Genomic DNA, 18,303 nt, shown 5'->3' with positions numbered 1-18,303 from the left:
TTCGCCCGTCATCCATAAATCGAGCTGATGCACTGGCGCGCCGCTGGCCAGGCTGAGCCAGTACGGATCGAGAAAATCCGGCCCGCACTTGAAGACCCGCACCCGCCTGCCCTGACGCGCATGCAGGCGCGCCAGGGCGCACGCGACCGTGGTCTTGCCCTGGCCGGAGGCCGGGGCGGCAACCAGCACGGCAGGACACGACGCGGATGCAGATGAGGCCACGGTTGCTGGCCTTACTTCGACTTGGGTTGCCAGCGCAGCGTCACATAAACTGCGCGGCCCGGCTGGTTAAAGCCGTTGGCGGTCTGGTAACTTTTGTCGCCAACGTTGTTGAGCCTGGTCTGAAGCGTCCAGTCTTTGACAAGCGCATAGTCGGCGTACAGGTCGGCGGTGACGAAGCCGCCCAGACGCACCCGGTTGGCCACGTCGTCAAACCGGTCTGTCACGGCCAGCACGCTGGCGCCCAGTTTCCAGGCGTCCACAGCATAGTCCACACTGGCTGTCAGCTGTTCGTCGGCGCGGCGCGGGAGTTTGAGATTGTTGAGCGCGTTACGCGCATCCAGCAGGTCCAGCGCGGTGCGGTAGGCCCAGCGGCCTTGATGTCCACGGTAAGACAATGTCCAGCCCTTGATTTTTGCCTGCGGGATATTTGTCACTATCGGCGCCGTCGTGATGAAGCCCCGGATGCGGCTCTCGAAACGCACCAGCTTGACTTCATTGTCGCCCCAGTCATAACTCGCACCGATCTCGGCGCTGCGGCCGCGCTCGGGCTGAGTCGTCGGGTTGCCGAATCCCGGAAAGTAAAGCGTGTTGAACGACGGCGCCTTGAAAGAGGTGCCGTAGGAAACATGCGCGCGCAGCCCGGGAGCGAGCCCGAAACCGTAGCCAAGCAGGCCGGTGTCTGCACTACCGAACTGGGAATTGCTGTCGTGCCGCAGGTTGGCCTGCCAGCTGTGGCGGCCGGCTTCGCCGTTGAGGCCGGCAAAAACCGAATCGGTAATGCGGCGGTTGACGGTATAGGTCGTGGTGCCACTCACACGCTGCTCGACGCGCTCCAGGCCCGCAAGCACCTTGCCCAGCGGCGTGTCGATTTCGTTGAGCCAACTGTACTGGTCCTGTTCGGTGTTGAAGGCCGTGGCTGGCGCGCCGGTGAAATTAGTGGACAGATCCTCGGCGCGGCCAAAAACCAGGCGCGACTTCCACGCGGGAAGCAAGCGGCCTTCCACGCCCAGCTTGTAAATCTGGCTCCGGACATCAGCGCGGGTGTCAAAAGCACCCGACCCGCTGTCGTAGTGGCTGGTCCCATCCGAATACAGCAGGCTCGCGTCAGCCTTCCAGCCGGGGGCAAAACGCCAGTCCATCGACCCGTTGAAGCTCTGCTGCGAGAAACCGTCACGGTCGCGGTTGAAGCCGGCGCCCACCGCCGGATTGGTTGCAGAAAAACCTTTCTCGCGCAGCGTTTGAACGCCCATCGCATAAGACACCTCGCCGCTTCCACCGCGCAGGCCGGTCGTGGCTTCATGGCGCGATTCGCTGCCCAGCGTGGCGCTGGCGAAAGGCGCGAAACCTGGCGCTCCGCGACGCGTAAAAATTTGCACGACGCCGCCAACCGCGTCGCTGCCGTACAACGCGGAAGCTGGGCCTTTGAGCACTTCGATGCGCTCAATGCTCTCCAGCGCAATGTTGTCCAGCGGCGGCGTACCGGCGGTGGCCGAGGTGTAACGCACACCGTCGACCAGTAACAGCACATGGCGGTTTTCCGTGCCGCGAATGAACAGGCTGGAGGACTTGCCCAACCCGCCGTTGGACGCAGTCTGGATGCCTGCCTGGCGGGCGATCACCTCGGTCAGCGTGCGGCCCGTGCCGCGCTCGATGTCCTCGCGCGTGATGACCGTTACATCGGCAAGCACCGCTCCCGCGCGCGACTCGGTGCGCGTGGCCGTGACCACGGTTTCCTTGAGCTGGGGCATGGAGCCGGATTGGCTCGATTGGGAGAACGCAGGAAAAGCCGCAGCCAAAGCCAACGGGAGCACGGCAAGGCGTGCACAAAAAACACAGGTTTTCATGAAAGCAAACAATCAACAAAAGGCCCTCACCGGCTTCCCCGCCAGTGCATGAGCGTTACGACTACAGTCTTTTTGACGGACGTGTATTCACCTTGTTGGCCGGTATCCGGGCTGACGGAACTGTCCCCATCGCCTTCCCAAACGCATGTTCAAACGCTCAGTGGCTAGTGATGGGGGCTGAATGCACCCTGAAGTTGAATTTCAGGGAAAACCATTCGTCCGTTTTACCGTTGCGGGGGCAGCGCAGGTTAAAAGTCGCAGCGCTTGCGTAACCGGGCGAACCCTGAGCGCATGGCAACAACTCCCTCCTGCTTCCCGTTGAACTGCGGCGTGTGAACCACACCGCGAGCACCAACAAGCGAGATTCTACGCCCCAAAACCCGGCAAACCCTACAATCACAGGGCCATGTCGAACCAAACCCAAATCGACCAGATTGCCGAACGTGTCGAGCGGCTCCTGTTGCGCTACGAGGAATTGCAGCGCACCAACGCCCTGCTCAGCGAGCAGGTCCACGTGCTCACCCAGGAGCGCGACTCGCTGCGTTCCCGCCTGAGCGCAGCCCGAGCCCGCGTCGATGCACTGCTGGAACGACTGCCCGACTCGTCGTCTTCGCTGTCACTGGGTGGATCGGGCGTCAGAACCACGGCAGGGTCCGGTTCATGAAACAGCTCGATGTGCAGATCATGGGCCAGAGCTATCTGCTCGGCTGTCCTGAAGGTGGCGATGCCCGCCTGCTGGACGCGGTGGAAAAAGTCGATGCTGCGATGTGCAAGATCCGTGACGCCGGAAAAATCAAGGCGCGCGACCGGATCGCCGTGCTGGCCGCCTTGAACCTGGCGTTCGAGCTGTCCGAGCTGGAGGTCAATACACTGAAAGCTTCCCGCAGCAGCCCGTCCACCCCCGCCGCCTCAGGGTCGGGCACATTGCAGCACGGAGCAGAGCAGCCGCAGCTGGCGTCCCTGCTGCAGCGCCTGGATACCGCGCTCGGCGTGGACGGCCGGCTGCTGTAGCAGCCTGGCCCGCTGCGCAACCCGCACCTGCTTCAGGCGCTGCGCAAACAGCGGCAAGCGCCTACAATGAGATCGTCTGCGGTGCGCACCGGGCTTTATATTTCCTTGAACCAATGCTCTACGAGCACGGGCTTGGTAAATTGTCAGGCAGGCGTGATCGTCTCGCGTTAGACGAACCCGAAACCTGACTGCCCTCGCCCACCTGAACCCCGGTTCAGGATGACGGTCCGGTGGCACTTGCAGACACCTTTTTCTGACTTTTTTTTCGGGCCTGTCCCGGCCTGAATGTTTCTCGAACCGCTACTCATTGCCGAACTCCTGCTGCTGGGCAGCGTCACCGGTTTTCTGGCAGGCCTGCTGGGCATAGGCGGCGGCATGTTGATGGTGCCGTTCATGACCTTCATCCTCACGGCCAAGGGTTTTCCGGAAGACTACACCGTGAAGATGGCCGTGGCCACCTCGCTGGCAACCATCTGCTTTACGTCCATGTCATCAGTGCGTGCGCACCACCGGCGCGGTGCCGTTCTGTGGCCTATCGTCCGTCTGCTGACGCCCGGCATCCTGCTCGGCTCGCTGGTGGGCGCGCAACTGGCGGTTGCCTTGCCGAGCAAGATCCTCGGTATTCTTTTCGCGGTGTTCGTGGCGTTTTCAGCCACGCAGATGTTCCTGAACCGCAAACCCAAGCCGAGCCGCACCCTGCCGGGCCGCCTGGGCACTTTCGGCATGGGCTGGGTGATTGGCATGTTGTCCTCGCTGGTCGGCGCTGGCGGTGCCTTTGTCTCGGTGCCCTTCATGACCTGGTGCAATGTGAAGATCCACGACGCGGTAGGTACATCGGCAGCACTGGGCTTTCCGATCGCGCTGGCCGGCACACTGGGTTATATCTGGGCCGGTCAGGGATTGCCTGCCATGCCGCCCGGCTCCATCGGCTACCTCTACCTGCCTGGGCTGCTGGTTATCTCGCTGGCGAGCATGTGCACCGCCCCCCTGGGTGCGCGCACGGCGCACCGCATGGACATTCGGCCACTGAAAAAAGTGTTTGCGGTGGTGCTCTACGCGCTCGCGGCATACTTCCTCTTTCGCTAAACCAGCACCGTCACAGACACCCAACAATGAAAATAGCATTCATCGGCCAGCAGGAATTCGGCAAAGCGGTGCTCGATGCCTTTCTGGCACGGGGCGACGAGGTGGCAGGGGTGTTTTGCGTGCCGGAGAAAGCAGGCGCCAAACCTGACCCATTGCGTGTGGCCGCCCAGGCCGCACATCTTCCGGTGTTCCAGTTCAGCAGCCTGAAAAGCAGCTACGCCGAGCAGGCCATGCGGGATCTCAAGGCCGACATCGGGGTCATGGCCTATGTGGTGCAGTTTGCGCCGCAGGCCTTTGTGAACATTCCGCGCTGGGGCACGATTCAGTTCCACCCTTCGCTGCTGCCGCGGCACCGTGGGCCCTCGTCGATCAGCTGGCCGATCGCGCTGGGCGAAACCACCACCGGCATCAGCATCTTCCGACCCACCGACGGCCTCGACGAAGGGCCGCTGGTGCTGCAAAAGTCTTGCACCATCGGGCCGGACGAGACATTGGGCGAGCTGTACTTCAACAAACTCTTTCCCATGGGTGTGGCGGCCTTGCTCGAAGCGGCCGACCTGGTCACCGCAGACTCGCACGCGGAGCAAGCGCAGGATGACTCGCTTGCCAGCTACGAAGGCTGGTACCACGAAGAAGAGTCACGCATCAACTGGGCCAACCATGTCGACCAGGTCTACAACCTGATCCGCGCCTGCAACCCTGCGCCCGGCGCGTGGACCGTGCTGGGTGACACGCGCGTCTGGCTGTATGACTGCCGCAAACACCCTGTGTATGGCTTTGCGGGCGTGCGCGGCAAACCCGGCGCCATCGCAGGGCTGACAGAAACGGGGTTGCTGATCAATTCGCATGGCGGGCAAATCGAAGTGCTGAAACTGCGGCACGAAGGCGGCCCCAAAATGAATGCGGCCGAGTTCGTGCGCGAACGCAAGCTCCTTCCTTCAGGGATGTAGCAGGGCCCACCTGGGGCCCAGTCTCACTTTTTGAGCCGGGCCGCCGCAGGTTTGGGCCGGTATCCAATCGTCTGCTCGATCAAAGCCCCGCCATCGCTCATCAAAAATGCCTTGAAGGCCTGCGCCACCGGCGTCAGCCGCTTGTTTCGCCGGTGCACCACGTACCAGTGAAGCATCAGTGGGAAGCCCTGCACATCGAGCACGCTGAGGCTGCCGACCTGCAGCTCGCGGCTGATGGTGTGCGCCGACAAAAAGCTCACACCCATGCCCGCCATCACAGCCTGTTTGATGGTTTCCGTGCTCTTGATCTGCATGGCAATATTGAGATCGGCCAGGTGCGCCCCAAAACCTTCCTGCATGGAGTTCCAGGTGTCGGAACCTTTCTCGCGCACCACGAAAGATTCACGCGCCAGACGTGACAGCGTGATGCGCTTCCTTGCTGCCAGCGGATGCTCAGGCGCGGCGACCACCACATAGGGGTGCGGCGCGAAGGGCTCACTGACCGTGTCCATGCCCAGCGGCGGGCGCACCATGATGGCCAGATCCGTCAGGTTGTCGCTCAGCTGGCTCAGCAGTTCCTCGCGGTTGCAGACACCAAAGTCCAGCGTCACGCCGGAATGGCGCCGCGCGAACTCGACCAGCAAGCGCGGCAGAAAATAGTCACCGGCGCTGATCACAGCCACATTGAGCTTGCCGCCGGCGATGCCCTTGAACTGGGCCATGGCCTCCTCAATCTCCCTGAACTGCTGGATGATGACCCGGCTCGAATGCAGCATCTCCACACCCGCCGGTGTGAGGTGGATTTTTTTGCCCAGCTGCTCGAACAGCGCAAGCCCAGCATGGTCTTCCAGCTTGCCCACCTGAATCGACACGGCGGGTTGCGTCAGGTGCAACTCCTCGGCGGCCCTGGAAAAACTCAAGTGCCGGGCAACCGACTCAAAGACCTTGAGCTGTCGCAATGTTGCATTCTTCATGGCGTGTTTTTATGTATAACTTATAAGTTATCGATGATATCAAATACTTTAACTATCGCTAATCATCATTCCTCTCTACATTTGCGTTCAAGCCCGGCGCAGAAGTGCCGCCTGCCAACAGATCACCACACCCATGAGGAGACTGCCATGCTCAATGCCCTGCTTTCCCAAACCACTGCCAGCCAGGCCGTCGAGGCCCACCGCCACGCTTACAACGCTGCTTTCGAGGAGCTGGGCCTGACCTGGCATTGGGATGCCGCCACCTACGCCCGCCTGCAAGCCCACGGGCGTGATGGTGTGCGCGTCTACCTTGAAAGCGAACAATCCCACCTGCTGCGCGCCTACGAAGCCGACTTTCTGGTGGAAGCCATCGAGGCCACCCAGGCTCGCTGTCACGCAAGCAGGACGATCAACCAAATAGCCCCCATGTCCAGCGGCCGGAGCGGTGATTCGCATCATGGCGCCGAGAGCCGGAGCCTGCCAGCAGCCTCACGGCAACACACGTCGCCCGCTGCCCCCGTTTACCGCGCAGCGGCCAGCGCACTGACCTGAGGCAAGGCGGCATGACCAAGCATTGGGTGCGTTTCAGGGAAGACGGCGACATCCGCTTTGGTCTCTTGCAGGGTGAGCGCATCAGGGTCTGCGAAGGCGACATGTTCATTCGGCCCGTCCCGACCGACCGCACGGTGCCGCTGGATGAGGTGCAGTTGCTGATGCCGGTTCAGCCCACCAAGGTGATCGCCTTGTGGAACAACTTTCACGCCTTGGGGGAAAAGCTCAAGCTGGCTGCGCCCGATGAACCCCTCTACCTGATCAAGGCGCCGAACTCCTACCTGGACCCTGGCGGCGTCATCTGCAAGCCGCCTTGCGGCGGCAAGGTGGTTTTTGAAGGTGAGCTGGGCATCGTCATCGGAAAAACCTGCAAGCAGGTTACGGAGCGCGATGCGCTGGACCATGTGTTCGGCTACACCTGCGCCAATGATGTCACGGTCGCCGACATCCTGAACCGGGATGCTTCTTTTGCCCAGTGGGTTCGCGCCAAGGGCTTCGATACGTTTTGCCCATTCGGCCCGGTGGTAGCCACCGGCCTCGATCCTGTCAAACTGGTCGTCAAAACCTTTCTCAACGGTGAAATGCGGCAGGACTACCCGATCAGCGACATGCGCTTTTCGGTACAGCAGTTGGTCAGCCTGATCTCTCAGGACATCAGCCTGTATGCGGGCGATATCATTTTGTGCGGTACGTCGGTCGGCGTGGGATCGATGAAACCCGGAAGTACGGTCGAGGTGGAGATTGCCGGCATCGGCAGGCTCAGCAACCGGTTTGAATAATTTTCTGGGAGAACGGGTGTGAAGATTGCAATCATTGGAGCCGGAGCCATTGGCGGATACGTGGGCGTGAAACTGGCTCTGGCTGGTGAAGACGTCACCTTCATCGTGCGTGGCGCCAACCTGGACGCGATTCGCAGGAACGGCATGAAACTCATCATGCACGACGGCAACGAACATACGGCCACCAACGTCAAAGCCACCAATAACTATGCCGAGGCCGGTCCGCAGGACATGGTGATCCTGGCGATGAAGGCGCACCAGGTGGAAGCCGTGGCTGGCGAGCTAGCCAAACTGTTCGGGCCGGATACCACCGTGGTGACCATGCAAAACGGCATCCCCTACTGGTATTTTCACAAGCATGGCGGCCCGCTCGAGGGCAACCAGGTGCACAGTGTGGACCCGACGGGCATTCTTCTTGAAAAAATTCCGCCCCAGCGCGTGATCGGCTGTGTGGTTTACCCGGCGTCGGAGCTGGTCGCGCCCGGTGTCATCAGGCACATCGAGGGCGACCGTTTTCCGGTTGGTGAGCTCGACGGCACTGCCAGCGAGCGTGTCACACGCATCTCCGAATGTTTCTCCCGTGCGGGCTTCAAGGCACCAGTTCTTGAAAATATCCGTTCGGAGATCTGGCTCAAGCTCTGGGGCAATCTCACCTTCAATCCGATCAGCAGCCTGGCCCACTCGACGCTGGAGGATATCTGCCAATACCCCCTGTCACGCGAATTGGCAGCCAGCATGATGCGTGAAGCCCAGGAGGTCGCGCACAAGCTGGGCATTGAGTTTCGCGTCACGCTGGAAAAACGCATTGCTGGCGCAGAAAAGGTTGGCAAACATAAAACCTCCATGCTGCAGGACATTGAGGCCGGGCGGGCACCCGAGATTGACGCCCTCGTGGGTTCCGTGGTGGAACTCGGACGCCTCACCCAGACACCCACGCCGCATATCGACACGGTTTACGCTCTGGTCAAACTGCTCGCCAGAACCATGGAAGCAGAAAACGGGCCGGTGCGACTCCGGCTCGCTGCCTGACCATCGACGGGTTGGGTTCCTGGACCCGTCAGGGAGTAACGCTAACAGCCACACCGCCCTGCCAATGTATGTCCTTGGGACAAACCCTAGCAAGCCGCGAAAGTTGAGCAAACTTGACCCTCGTCAAGAGTTTTTGATCGAGTTAGTAAGACCATCCCGTTGTGATGCGTTCCGGCCAGGGAATCGGCAAAAAATTCCAGTTTTATTCCAAGTTAACTAACACAACAGGAGACAACGCAATGAAATCTAAACTTGCAATGATCAAAAGCAACCTCGCAACGGCTGCAACGGCCGCCATCGCGGCAATGACAGTCGGGGCCGTCCCGGCATACGCAGCCTGGGAGCCCACCAAGCCGGTCGAGTTCGTTGTGCCTGCAGGCACCGGCGGCGGCGCGGACCAGATGGCCCGGCTGATGCAGGGCATTGTCATCAAGCACAAGCTGATGAAAGAGCCGCTGATCGTCGTGAACAAATCCGGTGGCGCGGGCGCTGAAGGCTTTCTTGAAGTGAAAGGCGCCAAAGGTGATCCGCACAAGATCATCATCACGCTGTCCAACCTGTTCACCACACCGCTGGCGACGGGTGTTCCCTTTAACTGGCGCGATATGACGCCAGTGTCGATGATGGCGCTGGATCAGTTCGTCCTGTGGGTCAACGCAGAAAATCCGGCCAAGAACGCCAAGGACTACCTGGCCGCCGTAAAGGCAGCAGGTCCGAGCAAGGTCAAGATGGGCGGCACCGGCTCCAAACAGGAAGACCAGATCATCACCGTCGGCATTGAGCAAGCCACCGGCACCAAGTTCATCTACATCCCCTTCAAAGGCGGCGGTGAAGTGGCGGTTCAGCTCGTCGGCAAGCACATCGATTCTTCCGTGAACAACCCGATCGAGGCCGTCGCCCAGTGGCGGGCCAACCAGTTGCGGGCACTGTGCGTCTTTGATGACAAACGTATGACTTACAAAACCAAGGTCACGGAAACCATGTCGTGGTCCGACATTCCGACCTGCAAAGAGTCCGGCGTTCCCACCGACTACACCATGCTGCGCGGGATTTTCATGGCCCCTGGCGTGTCCAAGGACCAGCTCGAGTTCTATGTCACGCTGCTCAAGAAGATCCGCGACACACCTGAGTGGAAAGACTACATGGAAAAAGGCGCGTTCAACCAGACCTCGATGTCGGGCGACGAATATACCAATTGGCTGGGGGCCGCCGAGCAGCGTCACCGCGGACTGATGAAGGAAGCCGGTTTCATCGCGAAGTAAGAAAAAAGAAGAAGCCCCCCGCGCGCGGGGCTTCTTCTGAGGGGCCGGCCATTGCGCCGGCCCGATATTCAAATCAAGTTCGCCCTGGTCCAGGGCGCTCAATCCTACGGAGTTGCTCATGGAGCCAAACCAAGAATCCGGCACGGAGCGTCGCACGGGCGTCGCTACCTATGTCGTTGAAGCCATCGTCGCCACCTGTATTGTCATTATGGGGGCGGTTGTGATCCAGGGAAGCTGGGCACTTGGCTCGGGATGGACCACGGACGGGCCAGGATCTGGCTATTTCCCGTTCTACATCGGCATCGTTCTGTGTATCTCCGGTATCGGAACCCTGTACCAGGCCCTGTTCGGAAAAAGCAGGAACACTGAAGTGTTTGTGGATGGCGAGCAGCTCAAGCGCGTTCTTTCAGTCTTCCTGCCGGCGCTTGTGTACGTGCTGGCTGTCCAGTTCGTGGGGCTGTATGTGGCGTCAGCCTTTTACATCGCATTGTTCATGATCATTCTTGGCAAGTTTTCTCCCATCAAGAGCGTGATCACCTCGCTGATTGTGGTTGTGCTGTTTTTCTGCATGTTCGAAGTCTGGTTCAAGGTGCCCCTGTTCAAGGGTCAGTTCGATCCACTGAGTTTCCTGGGCTACTGAGCCTTCTTCGCCCGCTTTTGAGCCCACTGAACCTTTACTGACCGGATATCGACATGGAAGAACTAAACTCGCTTTTTCACGGATTCAGCGTCATCCTGACGCCGATGAACATCCTGCTGATGTTCGTGGGCATCATTCTTGGCGTGCTGATTGGCGTATTGCCCGGGCTGGGCGGCGCCAACGGCGTCGCCATCCTGTTGCCCCTGACCTTCACGATGTCGCCGACTTCGGCCATCATCATGCTGTCCTGTATCTATTGGGGCGCGCTTTTCGGCGGTGCCATCACTTCCATCCTTTTCAACATACCGGGTGAGCCCTGGTCGGTGGCAACCACCTTTGACGGCTACCCGATGGCGCAGCAGGGACAGGCCGGAGCAGCGCTGACGGCGGCATTCACCTCGTCGTTTATCGGCGCCTTTGTTGCCGTGATCATGATCACCTTCATGGCGCCCCTGGTTGCCAAGTTTGCGCTCAAGTTCGGCCCGCCAGAATTTTTTGCGGTTTACCTGCTGACCTTCTGCAGCTTTGTGGGCATGGGAAAAGGTTCCCCGTTCAAGATCCTTGCGTCGATGACCATCGGCTTTGCGCTGGCTTCTGTGGGCATGGACACGGTCACCGGCCAGCTTCGTCTGACTTTCGGCATTCCTGACCTGATGCGTGGTTTCGACTTCCTGATTGCGGTGATCGGCTTGTTCGGTATTGGCGAAATTCTGCTGTCCATGGAAGAAGGCCTGGCTTTCTCCGGGAAAAGCGCCAAGATCGATCCCAAGGTCGTGCTGGAAACATGGAAGAAGCTGCCCAAGTACTGGGTAACCTCCATTCGCAGCTCGCTGATCGGCATCTGGATGGGCATCACCCCCGGCGGTGCCACACCGGCTTCGTTCATGAGTTATGGCCTGGCCAAGAAGATGTCCAAGAACGGCTCCAAGTTTGGCACCGGCGAAATCGAAGGCGTGATTGCGCCAGAAACCGCAGCGCACGCCGCCGGCACCAGCGCCCTGCTCCCCATGCTGGCACTCGGCATTCCCGGCTCGCCCACGGCAGCGGTACTGCTCGGTGGTCTGCTGATCTGGGGCCTGCAACCCGGACCCCTGCTGTTTGTCGAACAAAAAGACTTTGTCTGGGGACTGATTGCCAGCATGTACCTCGGCAACTTGGTGGGCCTGATTGTGGTGCTGACCACCGTGCCACTCTTCGCGTCCATCCTGCGCATCCCGTTTTCGATCATTGCACCGGTGATTGTGGTGATCTGTGCCATCGGCGCCTACACCGTGCACAACGCGATGCTGGACATCTGGTTCATGATGCTGTTCGGATTGATCGGCTACCTCTTCAAGAAACTGGACTACCCGCTCGCGCCGCTGGTGCTTGCGCTGGTGCTCGGTGACAAGGCGGAAGACTCCTTCCGCCAGGCGATGCTGGTATCTCAAGGCGAAATGTCCATCATGTGGTCCAACGGACTGGTCGGCGGCATCACGACGCTGGCTCTGGTTCTGCTGGCGTGGCCACTGATCTCCCGTGCGCTGGCCAAGATTCGCCCACCCAAGAAAGACGAATTTGAAGCGGATCGGCCGGTGGACTGACTCTCGGGTCCGACCGCAAAAAAGCCGGGTTCATCACCCGGCTTTTTTTATTCCCGCTCCGTTTGATCCGTCAGATTTTTCCGCGTTGCTTGAGCCGACTGAGGGTTTCTGCAGAGAGGTTCATGTAAGACGCCAGCTCCTTCTTCGGAATGCGGTCGAACAGCTCCGGGTGCTTGCGCAAAAAACGTTTGACGCGCCCGGGGGCGTCCAGTAGGTGCAAGGTGATGGTATGTGCCATGATTTCACTCATGAGGCGCATCACGTAGTACTCAAAAGACTGCTTGATCTCGTGGTGACGATCAAGAAAGGCGACCCAGTCCGTCAACGGCAGCTTGGCCACCCGCACCTTGGTCACGCAGACGGTGCTGTAAGGGGTGGGTGTGCCCAGGCGCCAGGCCGCGTAACTCGTTTCCATGTCCCGCTCGTCGGCAAAACGCAGAATCATCTCCTTGGCCTCCTGGTTGGTAACCACCCGTTTCAGGATGCCTTCCAGGATGAAATACTGCTCCATTTCATGCGCGCCCTGGTGCAGCAAGGTATCGCCTTTATGGCTGTCAACGATGACCAGATAAGACTCCAGTTCGGCGCTCTGCTCTGCCGTCATTCCCTTGAGGACCAGGTTTTGCCCCAACTGGACACGAATGACATTTCTATCGGGATGGTTTTGTACGGACAGCATGGCTACATAAGGTTGAGCAGGACCCAGGTTTCGCACATATTCGGGGGTGCCGAATACAAGAAAAATTGACCGTGGTCAATAGAGAAACCTGAATCGATTCCTATGATACCCCGACGGTGTAGAAGACCCGGCTGCTCGCGAGAGCGACGAAGGCAAATCCATGGGGAAGGCCTTGCGTTCGTCCAGCCGGTCTTTGGGGGCCACTGATGCTGCCAGCCACCTCGCTTTATCTTTATCGACGTCAAACGAAGAGACATTTCATCATGACAAACGACACTCAAGCACCAGAACAGACTGACGGGTTTCACCTTGTCATCGACGCCCTCAAGCTCAACGGCATCGACACGATCTTCGCCGTGCCTGGCATTCCCATCACCGATCTGACGCGCAAGGCCCAGGCCGCGGGCATCCGCATGATCTCGTTCCGCCACGAGCAACATGCCGGAAACGCCGCCGCGGCAGCCGGCTTCCTCACGCAAAAGCCTGGTATTTGCCTGACGGTATCGGCCCCCGGCTTCCTCAACGGTCTGACGGCGCTGGCCAATGCCACGACCAACTGCTTCCCGATGATCCTGATCTCGGGCTCCAGCGAGCGCGAGATCGTCGATCTGCAGCAGGGTGACTACGAGGAAATGGACCAGCTCGCCATTGCCAAGCCGCTGTGCAAGGCTGCTTACCGCGTGCTGCACGCCGAGGATATCGGCGTCGGCATCGCGCGCGCCATCCGTTCGGCCCTGTCCGGCCGCCCCGGTGGCGTCTACCTCGACTTGCCAGCCAAGCTGTTCGCGCAGAGCATGGACGCCGAAGCCGGCAAACGCTCACTTATCAAGGTCGTGGACCCCGCGCCGCGCCAGCTTCCCGCGCCCGATTCGGTCCAACGCGCGCTGGACCTGCTCAAGGGCGCCAAGCGCCCGCTGATTGTGCTCGGCAAGGGTGCCGCCTATGCACAGTGCGACGCCGACATCCGCGCACTGATCGAAAAGACCGGCATTCCTTACCTGCCGATGTCCATGGCCAAGGGCCTGCTGCCCGACACCCATGCGCAGTCGGCCTCGGCCACCCGTTCCCACGTGCTGGCCGAAGCCGATGTGGTGATGCTGGTCGGCGCACGCCTGAACTGGCTGCTGTCGCACGGCAAGGGCAAGACCTGGGGCACGCCCGCTTCCAAACAGTTCATCCAGATCGACATCTCGCCAACGGAAATGGACAGCAACGTGCCGATCGCCGCACCGCTGATCGGCGATATCGGCTCCTGCGTCTCGGCACTGCTTGCCGGCCTCGGCAACAGCTGGGCAAAGCCACCCGCAGACTGGACACAAGGCATCACCGAACGCAAGGAGAAGAACCAGGCAAAGATGGCAGCTACGCTGGCATTGAACCCGGCCACGATGAACTTCCACAGCGCGCTGAACGTGATCCGCAACGCGGTCAAGGCACGCCCGGATGCCATCGTCGTCAACGAAGGCGCCAACACACTGGATTTCGCGCGCAGCATCGTCGACATGTACGAGCCGCGCAAGCGCCTGGACGTCGGTACCTGGGGCATCATGGGCATCGGCATGGGTTTTGCCGTCGCCGCCGCCGTGGTCACCGGCAAACCGGTGATCGCCATCGAGGGTGACAGCGCCTTTGGTTTCAGCGGCATGGAAGTCGAAACCATCTGCCGCTACAACTTGCCGGTTTGCGTGATTGTTTTCAACAACAATGGCATCTACAAAGGCACGGACGTCAACCCGCTGGGTGGCGATCTCGCACCGACCGTTTTCGTCAAGAATGCGCGTTACGAGATGATGATGCAGGCCTTCGGCGGCGTCGGCGTGCTGGCCAACACCCCCGAGGAGCTGGCCAAGGCGCTCGACGAGGCCGTCAAGTCAGGCAAGCCTACACTGATCAACGCAATCATCGACGAGACGGCAGGCACTGAAAGCGGCCGGATCACCAGCCTGAATCCGCAAAGCGCGAAGAAGAAGTAATCAATTCAACATTCAAGGAGAAAAGCAAATGAGCAACAAACCACTCGCAGGCATCAAGATCATCGACTTCACACACGTACAGGCTGGTCCCGCTTGCACGCAGATGCTGGCCTGGTTCGGCGCTGACGTGATCAAGGTCGAGCGCCCTGGCTCTGGCGACGTCACCCGAAGCCAGTTGCGCGACATCGAAGGCGCTGATGCGCTGTACTTCACCATGCTCAACAGCAACAAGCGTGGTCTGACGTTGGACACAAAAAAACCCGAAGGCAAGGAAGTGCTGGAGAGGCTCATCAAAGAATCCGACGTGATGGTCGAGAACTTTGGTCCCGGCGCGCTGGACCGTATGGGATTCACCTGGGAACACATCCAATCACTCAACCCAAAAATGATTTTGGCATCCGTCAAGGGTTTTTCTGACGGCCACCACTACGAAGATCTGAAAGTCTACGAAAACGTGGCCCAGTGCGCAGGCGGCGCAGCGTCCACCACCGGCTATTGGAAGGGCGAGAACTCAGGCCCCACCATTTCGTCTGCCGCTTTGGGCGACAGCAATACCGGCATGCACCTGGCCATCGGAATTTTGACGGCTTACATCGGTCGCCAGAAGACGGGTAAAGGCCCAAAAGTCGCCGTGTCCATGCAAGACAGTGTGCTCAACTTGTGCCGCGTAAAAATGCGCGACCAATTGCGTCTGGACCGCCTTGGTTATTTGGAAGAGTACCCGCAATACCCGCACGAAATGGAAGCCTTCAAGGACGGCGTGGTGCCGCGTGGCGCCAATGCCGGCGGCGGCGGACAACCCGGTTGGATTTTGAAGTGTAAGGGCTGGGAAACCGACCCCAACTCCTACATCTATTTCACCGTGCAAGGCCATGCTTGGGAGCCGATCTGCGACGCGCTGGGCAAACCCGAGTGGAAGACTGACCCCGCCTACACCACGGCCAAAGCACGCCAGCCGCACATCATGGACATATTCGCCACGATTGAAGCATTCATCTCTGACAAAACCAAGTTCGAAGCCGTGGACATCTTCCGCAAGTTTGATATTCCTTGCGCGCCCGTGTTGTCGATGAAGGATTTGTTGAATGACGAATCTTTGCGCGCCAGTGGCTCCATCGTTGAAGTACCGCACAAAGTGCGCGGTAGCTATTGGACGGTGGGCAGCCCGATCAAGTTCTCTGACACCAAGCCCGAAGTAACGGCATCGCCCCTGCTGGGCGAACACACCGACCAGGTGTTGACCGAGCTGGGCTACAGCGCAGAGCAAATTGCAGGCATGCACACGGCCAAAGCGGTTTGACGACGGAATTCTGACTTTTTGGTCTTCCAGGAGCCTGTCGGACTCGGGGCGTCGAAAGCGAAAATCGGCCCCAGCGATTACAGTTTTGCCGGGTTTGCGGGCCCGTAGCCCAGCTATGGGACAAAAAGACGGTGAAAAATGGACCGCTGTGGTCGATTTGCAGCCGACGATTCCCAAGCCCGGCAAGCTCCTGGGCCTGCGAAGACGGCGTTCAGGTTGAACGCCGTCTTTGTCTAGCAACCGATTTGCGAGCCATCGCCAGCACCAGAAAAGGCCCCATGCAAACAACGACTGACTGCACGCAGCTGGTACAAGCCATTGGTGACGCCGTCGTCGCCTCTGACGCCAGCGGCGCGATTGTCCTGTGGAACCCGGCAGCCGAGCGCATGTTCGGCTTCACCGAAAGCGAAGCGCTCGGGAAGTCGCTGGACATCATCATTCCGCAACGCCAGCAGCAGCGCCACTGGGACGGCTACCACCAGACCATGGCAACCGGCAAAACCCGCTACGGCAACGACGTGTTGCGGGTCCCGGCGGTGCACAAGGACGGTCACGGGCTGTCCATCGCCTTCACGGTGGCCCTGCTTCACACGCCCGACAACAAGATTTCGGCCATTGTGGCGGTGATTCGCGACGAAACCAGCCGCTTTGCCGAAGAGAGAAACCTGAAAAAACGCCTGACCGAGCTTGAAATGCAGCTTGCCGCTCCGGGCAAAACTTCCTGAACCTGAACGCATGTACCCAGTGATTAACATAGAGCTTGAACCGGCCGCTAGCGCTGCCGGAACCATGTTTGAGTCATTCACATCAACTTTCAGGCAGAAATTTCCATGAGCAAAGCGTTAGACGGTGTCCGCATCCTTGATTTCACCCATGTCCAGTCGGGGCCAACCTGCACCCAATTGCTGGCCTGGTTCGGCGCCGACGTGATCAAGGTGGAGCGCGCCGGCGAGGGCGACGCCACACGCGGCCAGCTGGCCGACATCCCCGGCGTGGACAGCCTCTATTTCACGATGCTCAACCACAACAAGCGCTCGATCACGCTGAACACCAAGAATCCCAAAGGCAAGCAGGTTCTGGACGAACTCATCAAGACCTGCGACGTGCTGGTCGAGAACTTCGCCCCGGGCGCCATGGACCGCATGGGCATCACCTGGGAACATATTCAGGCGCTCAACCCGCGCATGATCGTGGCATCCGTCAAGGGATTTGGTCCCGGGCCCTACGAAGACTGCAAGGTTTATGAAAACGTCGCGCAGTGCGCCGGCGGCTCCGCGTCAACCACCGGCTTCGACGACGGCCCGCCCATGGTCACCGGAGCCCAGATCGGCGACAGCGGCACCGGCCTGCACCTGGCGCTGGGCATCGTGGCCGCCCTTTACCAGCGCAACACGACGGGCCGCGGCCAGAAGGTATTGGCCCCCATGCAGGACGCTGTGCTGAACCTGTGCCGCGTCAAGCTGCGCGATCAGCAGCGCCTGGAGCGCACGGGTACCATGCACGAGTACCCGCAGTACCCGGACGGCAAGTTCGGCGAGGCGGTGCCGCGCGCTGGCAATGCCTCTGGCGGCGGCCAGCCGGGCTCTATCCTGAAGTGCAAGGGCTGGGAGACCGACCCGAATGCCTATATCTACTTCATCACCCAGGCCGCCGTGTGGCCAGCCGTGTGCAAGGTCATCGGCGAGGAAGGCTGGATCACCGACGACGCTTACGCCACCGCCGCCGCCCGCCTGCTGCACCTCAAGCCCATTTTTGCGCGCATCGAGCAATGGACCATGACCAAGACCAAGTTCGAGGCCATGGAAATCCTCAACCAATACGACATCCCTTGCGGGCCGATCCTGTCGATGAAGGAAATCTCCGAAGAACCGGCACTGCGAGCCACCGGTACCATCGTTGAGGTGGACCACCCCACGCGCGGCAAATACCTGACCGTGGGCAACCCGATCAAGCTATCCGACAGCGCCACCGAAGTCACACGTTCGCCCCTGCTGGGCGAGCATACCGACGAGGTGCTGGCCCAGCTGGGTTACAGCGCCGAGTACATCGCCGAACTGCGCACCGAACACGTTATCTAGCCCGGCCCCACCACGCCATTTCGCCAGCATCAGTTAGAGCAAGCCCCTCTCCATGAATTATCCCGTCATTCCCATCGCCGTCCTGGAGGCTTCCTCCAAGCAGAGAAAACGCCAGGCACCCAAGGGCCGCCGTGTCGACCCCACAGCGCTGGCCGACGTACAGCGGCTGTTAGGCACCGAGTCACGCCAGGCCGATTTATTGATCGAACACCTGCACAAGATCCAGGACCATTTCGGCCACCTGTCGGCCGCCCACCTGGCGGCGCTGGCGCAGGAGATGCGCCTGGCGCAAACCGAAGTCTATGAGGTCGCGACCTTCTACCATCACTTCGATGTGGTCA

The 18,303-nt window shown here is 60.1% G+C and carries 19 protein-coding genes, 1 other RNA gene, 1 pseudogene and 1 riboswitch; of the genes and pseudogenes, 17 read left to right on the top strand and 4 right to left on the bottom strand.

Annotated features, from left to right (window positions below):
• Positions 1-222 (bottom strand): annotated as a pseudogene (locus ACESMT_RS06115) (cobyrinic acid a,c-diamide synthase); the annotation flags it as partial.
• 11 nt (positions 223-233) lie between these two features.
• Positions 234-1,970 (bottom strand): TonB-dependent receptor domain-containing protein, encoded by a 1,737-nt coding sequence (locus ACESMT_RS06110; RefSeq protein ID WP_372825688.1) that lies wholly within the window; start codon positions 1,968-1,970, stop codon positions 234-236.
• Between ACESMT_RS06110 and ACESMT_RS06105 the strand changes: the two genes are divergently transcribed.
• The 6 genes from ACESMT_RS06105 to ACESMT_RS06080 all read left to right on the top strand — a co-directional run bounded on the left by ACESMT_RS06105 (position 1,969) and on the right by ACESMT_RS06080 (position 5,113).
• Complete coding sequence (locus ACESMT_RS06105; protein ID WP_372825687.1) at positions 1,969-2,118, top strand: hypothetical protein; 150 nt, start codon at positions 1,969-1,971, stop codon at positions 2,116-2,118. The two genes, ACESMT_RS06110 and ACESMT_RS06105, sit on opposite strands and share 2 nt — an antisense overlap.
• Positions 2,119-2,145: 27 nt before the next feature.
• Positions 2,146-2,437, bottom strand: a riboswitch (cobalamin riboswitch).
• A gap of 35 nt (positions 2,438-2,472) precedes the next feature.
• Positions 2,473-2,730: a DUF904 domain-containing protein gene (locus ACESMT_RS06100; RefSeq protein WP_372825686.1), complete on the top strand. Its 258-nt coding sequence runs from the start codon at positions 2,473-2,475 to the stop codon at positions 2,728-2,730.
• Complete coding sequence (locus ACESMT_RS06095; protein ID WP_372825685.1) at positions 2,727-3,077, top strand: cell division protein ZapA; 351 nt, start codon at positions 2,727-2,729, stop codon at positions 3,075-3,077. The genes ACESMT_RS06100 and ACESMT_RS06095 overlap by 4 nt, the downstream gene beginning before the upstream one ends.
• A 70-nt stretch (positions 3,078-3,147) precedes the next feature.
• Positions 3,148-3,327, top strand: a non-coding RNA gene (gene ssrS, locus ACESMT_RS06090) — 6S RNA.
• Positions 3,328-3,362: 35 nt separating this feature from the next.
• The gene (locus ACESMT_RS06085; RefSeq protein WP_372825684.1) at positions 3,363-4,163 is read left to right on the top strand and encodes a sulfite exporter TauE/SafE family protein; all 801 of its coding nucleotides are present in this window, start codon (positions 3,363-3,365) and stop codon (positions 4,161-4,163) included.
• A 26-nt stretch (positions 4,164-4,189) separates the two neighbouring features.
• Positions 4,190-5,113 carry a methionyl-tRNA formyltransferase gene (locus tag ACESMT_RS06080; RefSeq protein WP_372825683.1) on the top strand — a complete coding sequence of 308 codons (924 nt, stop codon included), beginning with the start codon at positions 4,190-4,192 and terminating at the stop codon, positions 5,111-5,113.
• A gap of 23 nt (positions 5,114-5,136) precedes the next feature.
• Here the strand turns inward: ACESMT_RS06080 and ACESMT_RS06075 are convergent, their stop codons facing one another.
• Entirely contained in the window at positions 5,137-6,087 is a 951-nt protein-coding gene (locus ACESMT_RS06075; RefSeq protein WP_372825682.1) for a LysR family transcriptional regulator, read from the bottom strand.
• Positions 6,088-6,234: 147 nt separating this feature from the next.
• Between ACESMT_RS06075 and ACESMT_RS06070 the strand changes: the two genes are divergently transcribed.
• From ACESMT_RS06070 to ACESMT_RS06045, 6 genes are all read left to right on the top strand, one after another.
• Positions 6,235-6,639, top strand: coding sequence for a hypothetical protein (locus tag ACESMT_RS06070; protein WP_372825681.1), 405 nt, complete (start codon positions 6,235-6,237; stop codon positions 6,637-6,639).
• A gap of 11 nt (positions 6,640-6,650) precedes the next feature.
• The gene (locus tag ACESMT_RS06065; protein WP_372825680.1) at positions 6,651-7,418 is read left to right on the top strand and encodes a fumarylacetoacetate hydrolase family protein; all 768 of its coding nucleotides are present in this window, start codon (positions 6,651-6,653) and stop codon (positions 7,416-7,418) included.
• 18 nt (positions 7,419-7,436) lie between these two features.
• Positions 7,437-8,447, top strand: coding sequence for a 2-dehydropantoate 2-reductase (locus tag ACESMT_RS06060; RefSeq protein WP_372825679.1), 1,011 nt, complete (start codon positions 7,437-7,439; stop codon positions 8,445-8,447).
• Positions 8,448-8,686: 239 nt separating this feature from the next.
• A complete protein-coding gene (locus ACESMT_RS06055) occupies positions 8,687-9,709 on the top strand; it encodes a Bug family tripartite tricarboxylate transporter substrate binding protein (protein ID WP_372825689.1) in 1,023 nt (340 codons plus the stop codon).
• A gap of 118 nt (positions 9,710-9,827) precedes the next feature.
• Positions 9,828-10,349, top strand: a complete 522-nt coding sequence (locus ACESMT_RS06050) for a tripartite tricarboxylate transporter TctB family protein (protein ID WP_372825678.1) — start codon at positions 9,828-9,830, stop codon at positions 10,347-10,349.
• A gap of 53 nt (positions 10,350-10,402) precedes the next feature.
• On the top strand, positions 10,403-11,932 hold the full coding sequence (locus ACESMT_RS06045; RefSeq protein ID WP_372825677.1) for a tripartite tricarboxylate transporter permease: 1,530 nt from the start codon (positions 10,403-10,405) through the stop codon (positions 11,930-11,932).
• A gap of 70 nt (positions 11,933-12,002) precedes the next feature.
• Here the strand turns inward: ACESMT_RS06045 and ACESMT_RS06040 are convergent, their stop codons facing one another.
• The gene (locus tag ACESMT_RS06040; protein ID WP_372825676.1) at positions 12,003-12,611 is read right to left on the bottom strand and encodes a Crp/Fnr family transcriptional regulator; all 609 of its coding nucleotides are present in this window, start codon (positions 12,609-12,611) and stop codon (positions 12,003-12,005) included.
• Between the two features lie 263 nt (positions 12,612-12,874).
• Here ACESMT_RS06040 and oxc point away from each other — a divergent pair, with 263 nt between their 5' ends.
• From oxc to ACESMT_RS06015, 5 genes are all read left to right on the top strand, one after another.
• Positions 12,875-14,584: an oxalyl-CoA decarboxylase gene (gene oxc, locus ACESMT_RS06035; protein WP_372825675.1), complete on the top strand. Its 1,710-nt coding sequence runs from the start codon at positions 12,875-12,877 to the stop codon at positions 14,582-14,584.
• Between the two features lie 28 nt (positions 14,585-14,612).
• Positions 14,613-15,884: a formyl-CoA transferase gene (gene frc / locus ACESMT_RS06030; RefSeq protein WP_372825674.1), complete on the top strand. Its 1,272-nt coding sequence runs from the start codon at positions 14,613-14,615 to the stop codon at positions 15,882-15,884.
• A gap of 278 nt (positions 15,885-16,162) precedes the next feature.
• Positions 16,163-16,609 carry a PAS domain-containing protein gene (locus ACESMT_RS06025; protein ID WP_372825673.1) on the top strand — a complete coding sequence of 149 codons (447 nt, stop codon included), beginning with the start codon at positions 16,163-16,165 and terminating at the stop codon, positions 16,607-16,609.
• Between the two features lie 105 nt (positions 16,610-16,714).
• Positions 16,715-17,962 (top strand): formyl-CoA transferase, encoded by a 1,248-nt coding sequence (gene frc, locus ACESMT_RS06020; protein ID WP_372825672.1) that lies wholly within the window; start codon positions 16,715-16,717, stop codon positions 17,960-17,962.
• Positions 17,963-18,014: 52 nt separating this feature from the next.
• A partial coding sequence (locus tag ACESMT_RS06015; protein ID WP_372825671.1) for an NAD(P)H-dependent oxidoreductase subunit E occupies positions 18,015-18,303 on the top strand: 289 nt, incomplete at its 3' end.

The organism is Polaromonas sp. (genome assembly GCF_041689105.1).
GTDB lineage: Bacteria > Pseudomonadota > Gammaproteobacteria > Burkholderiales > Burkholderiaceae_C > Polaromonas.
Note: the sequence above shows the minus strand (reverse complement) of the source record. Positions and strands in the feature narration are given on the sequence as shown.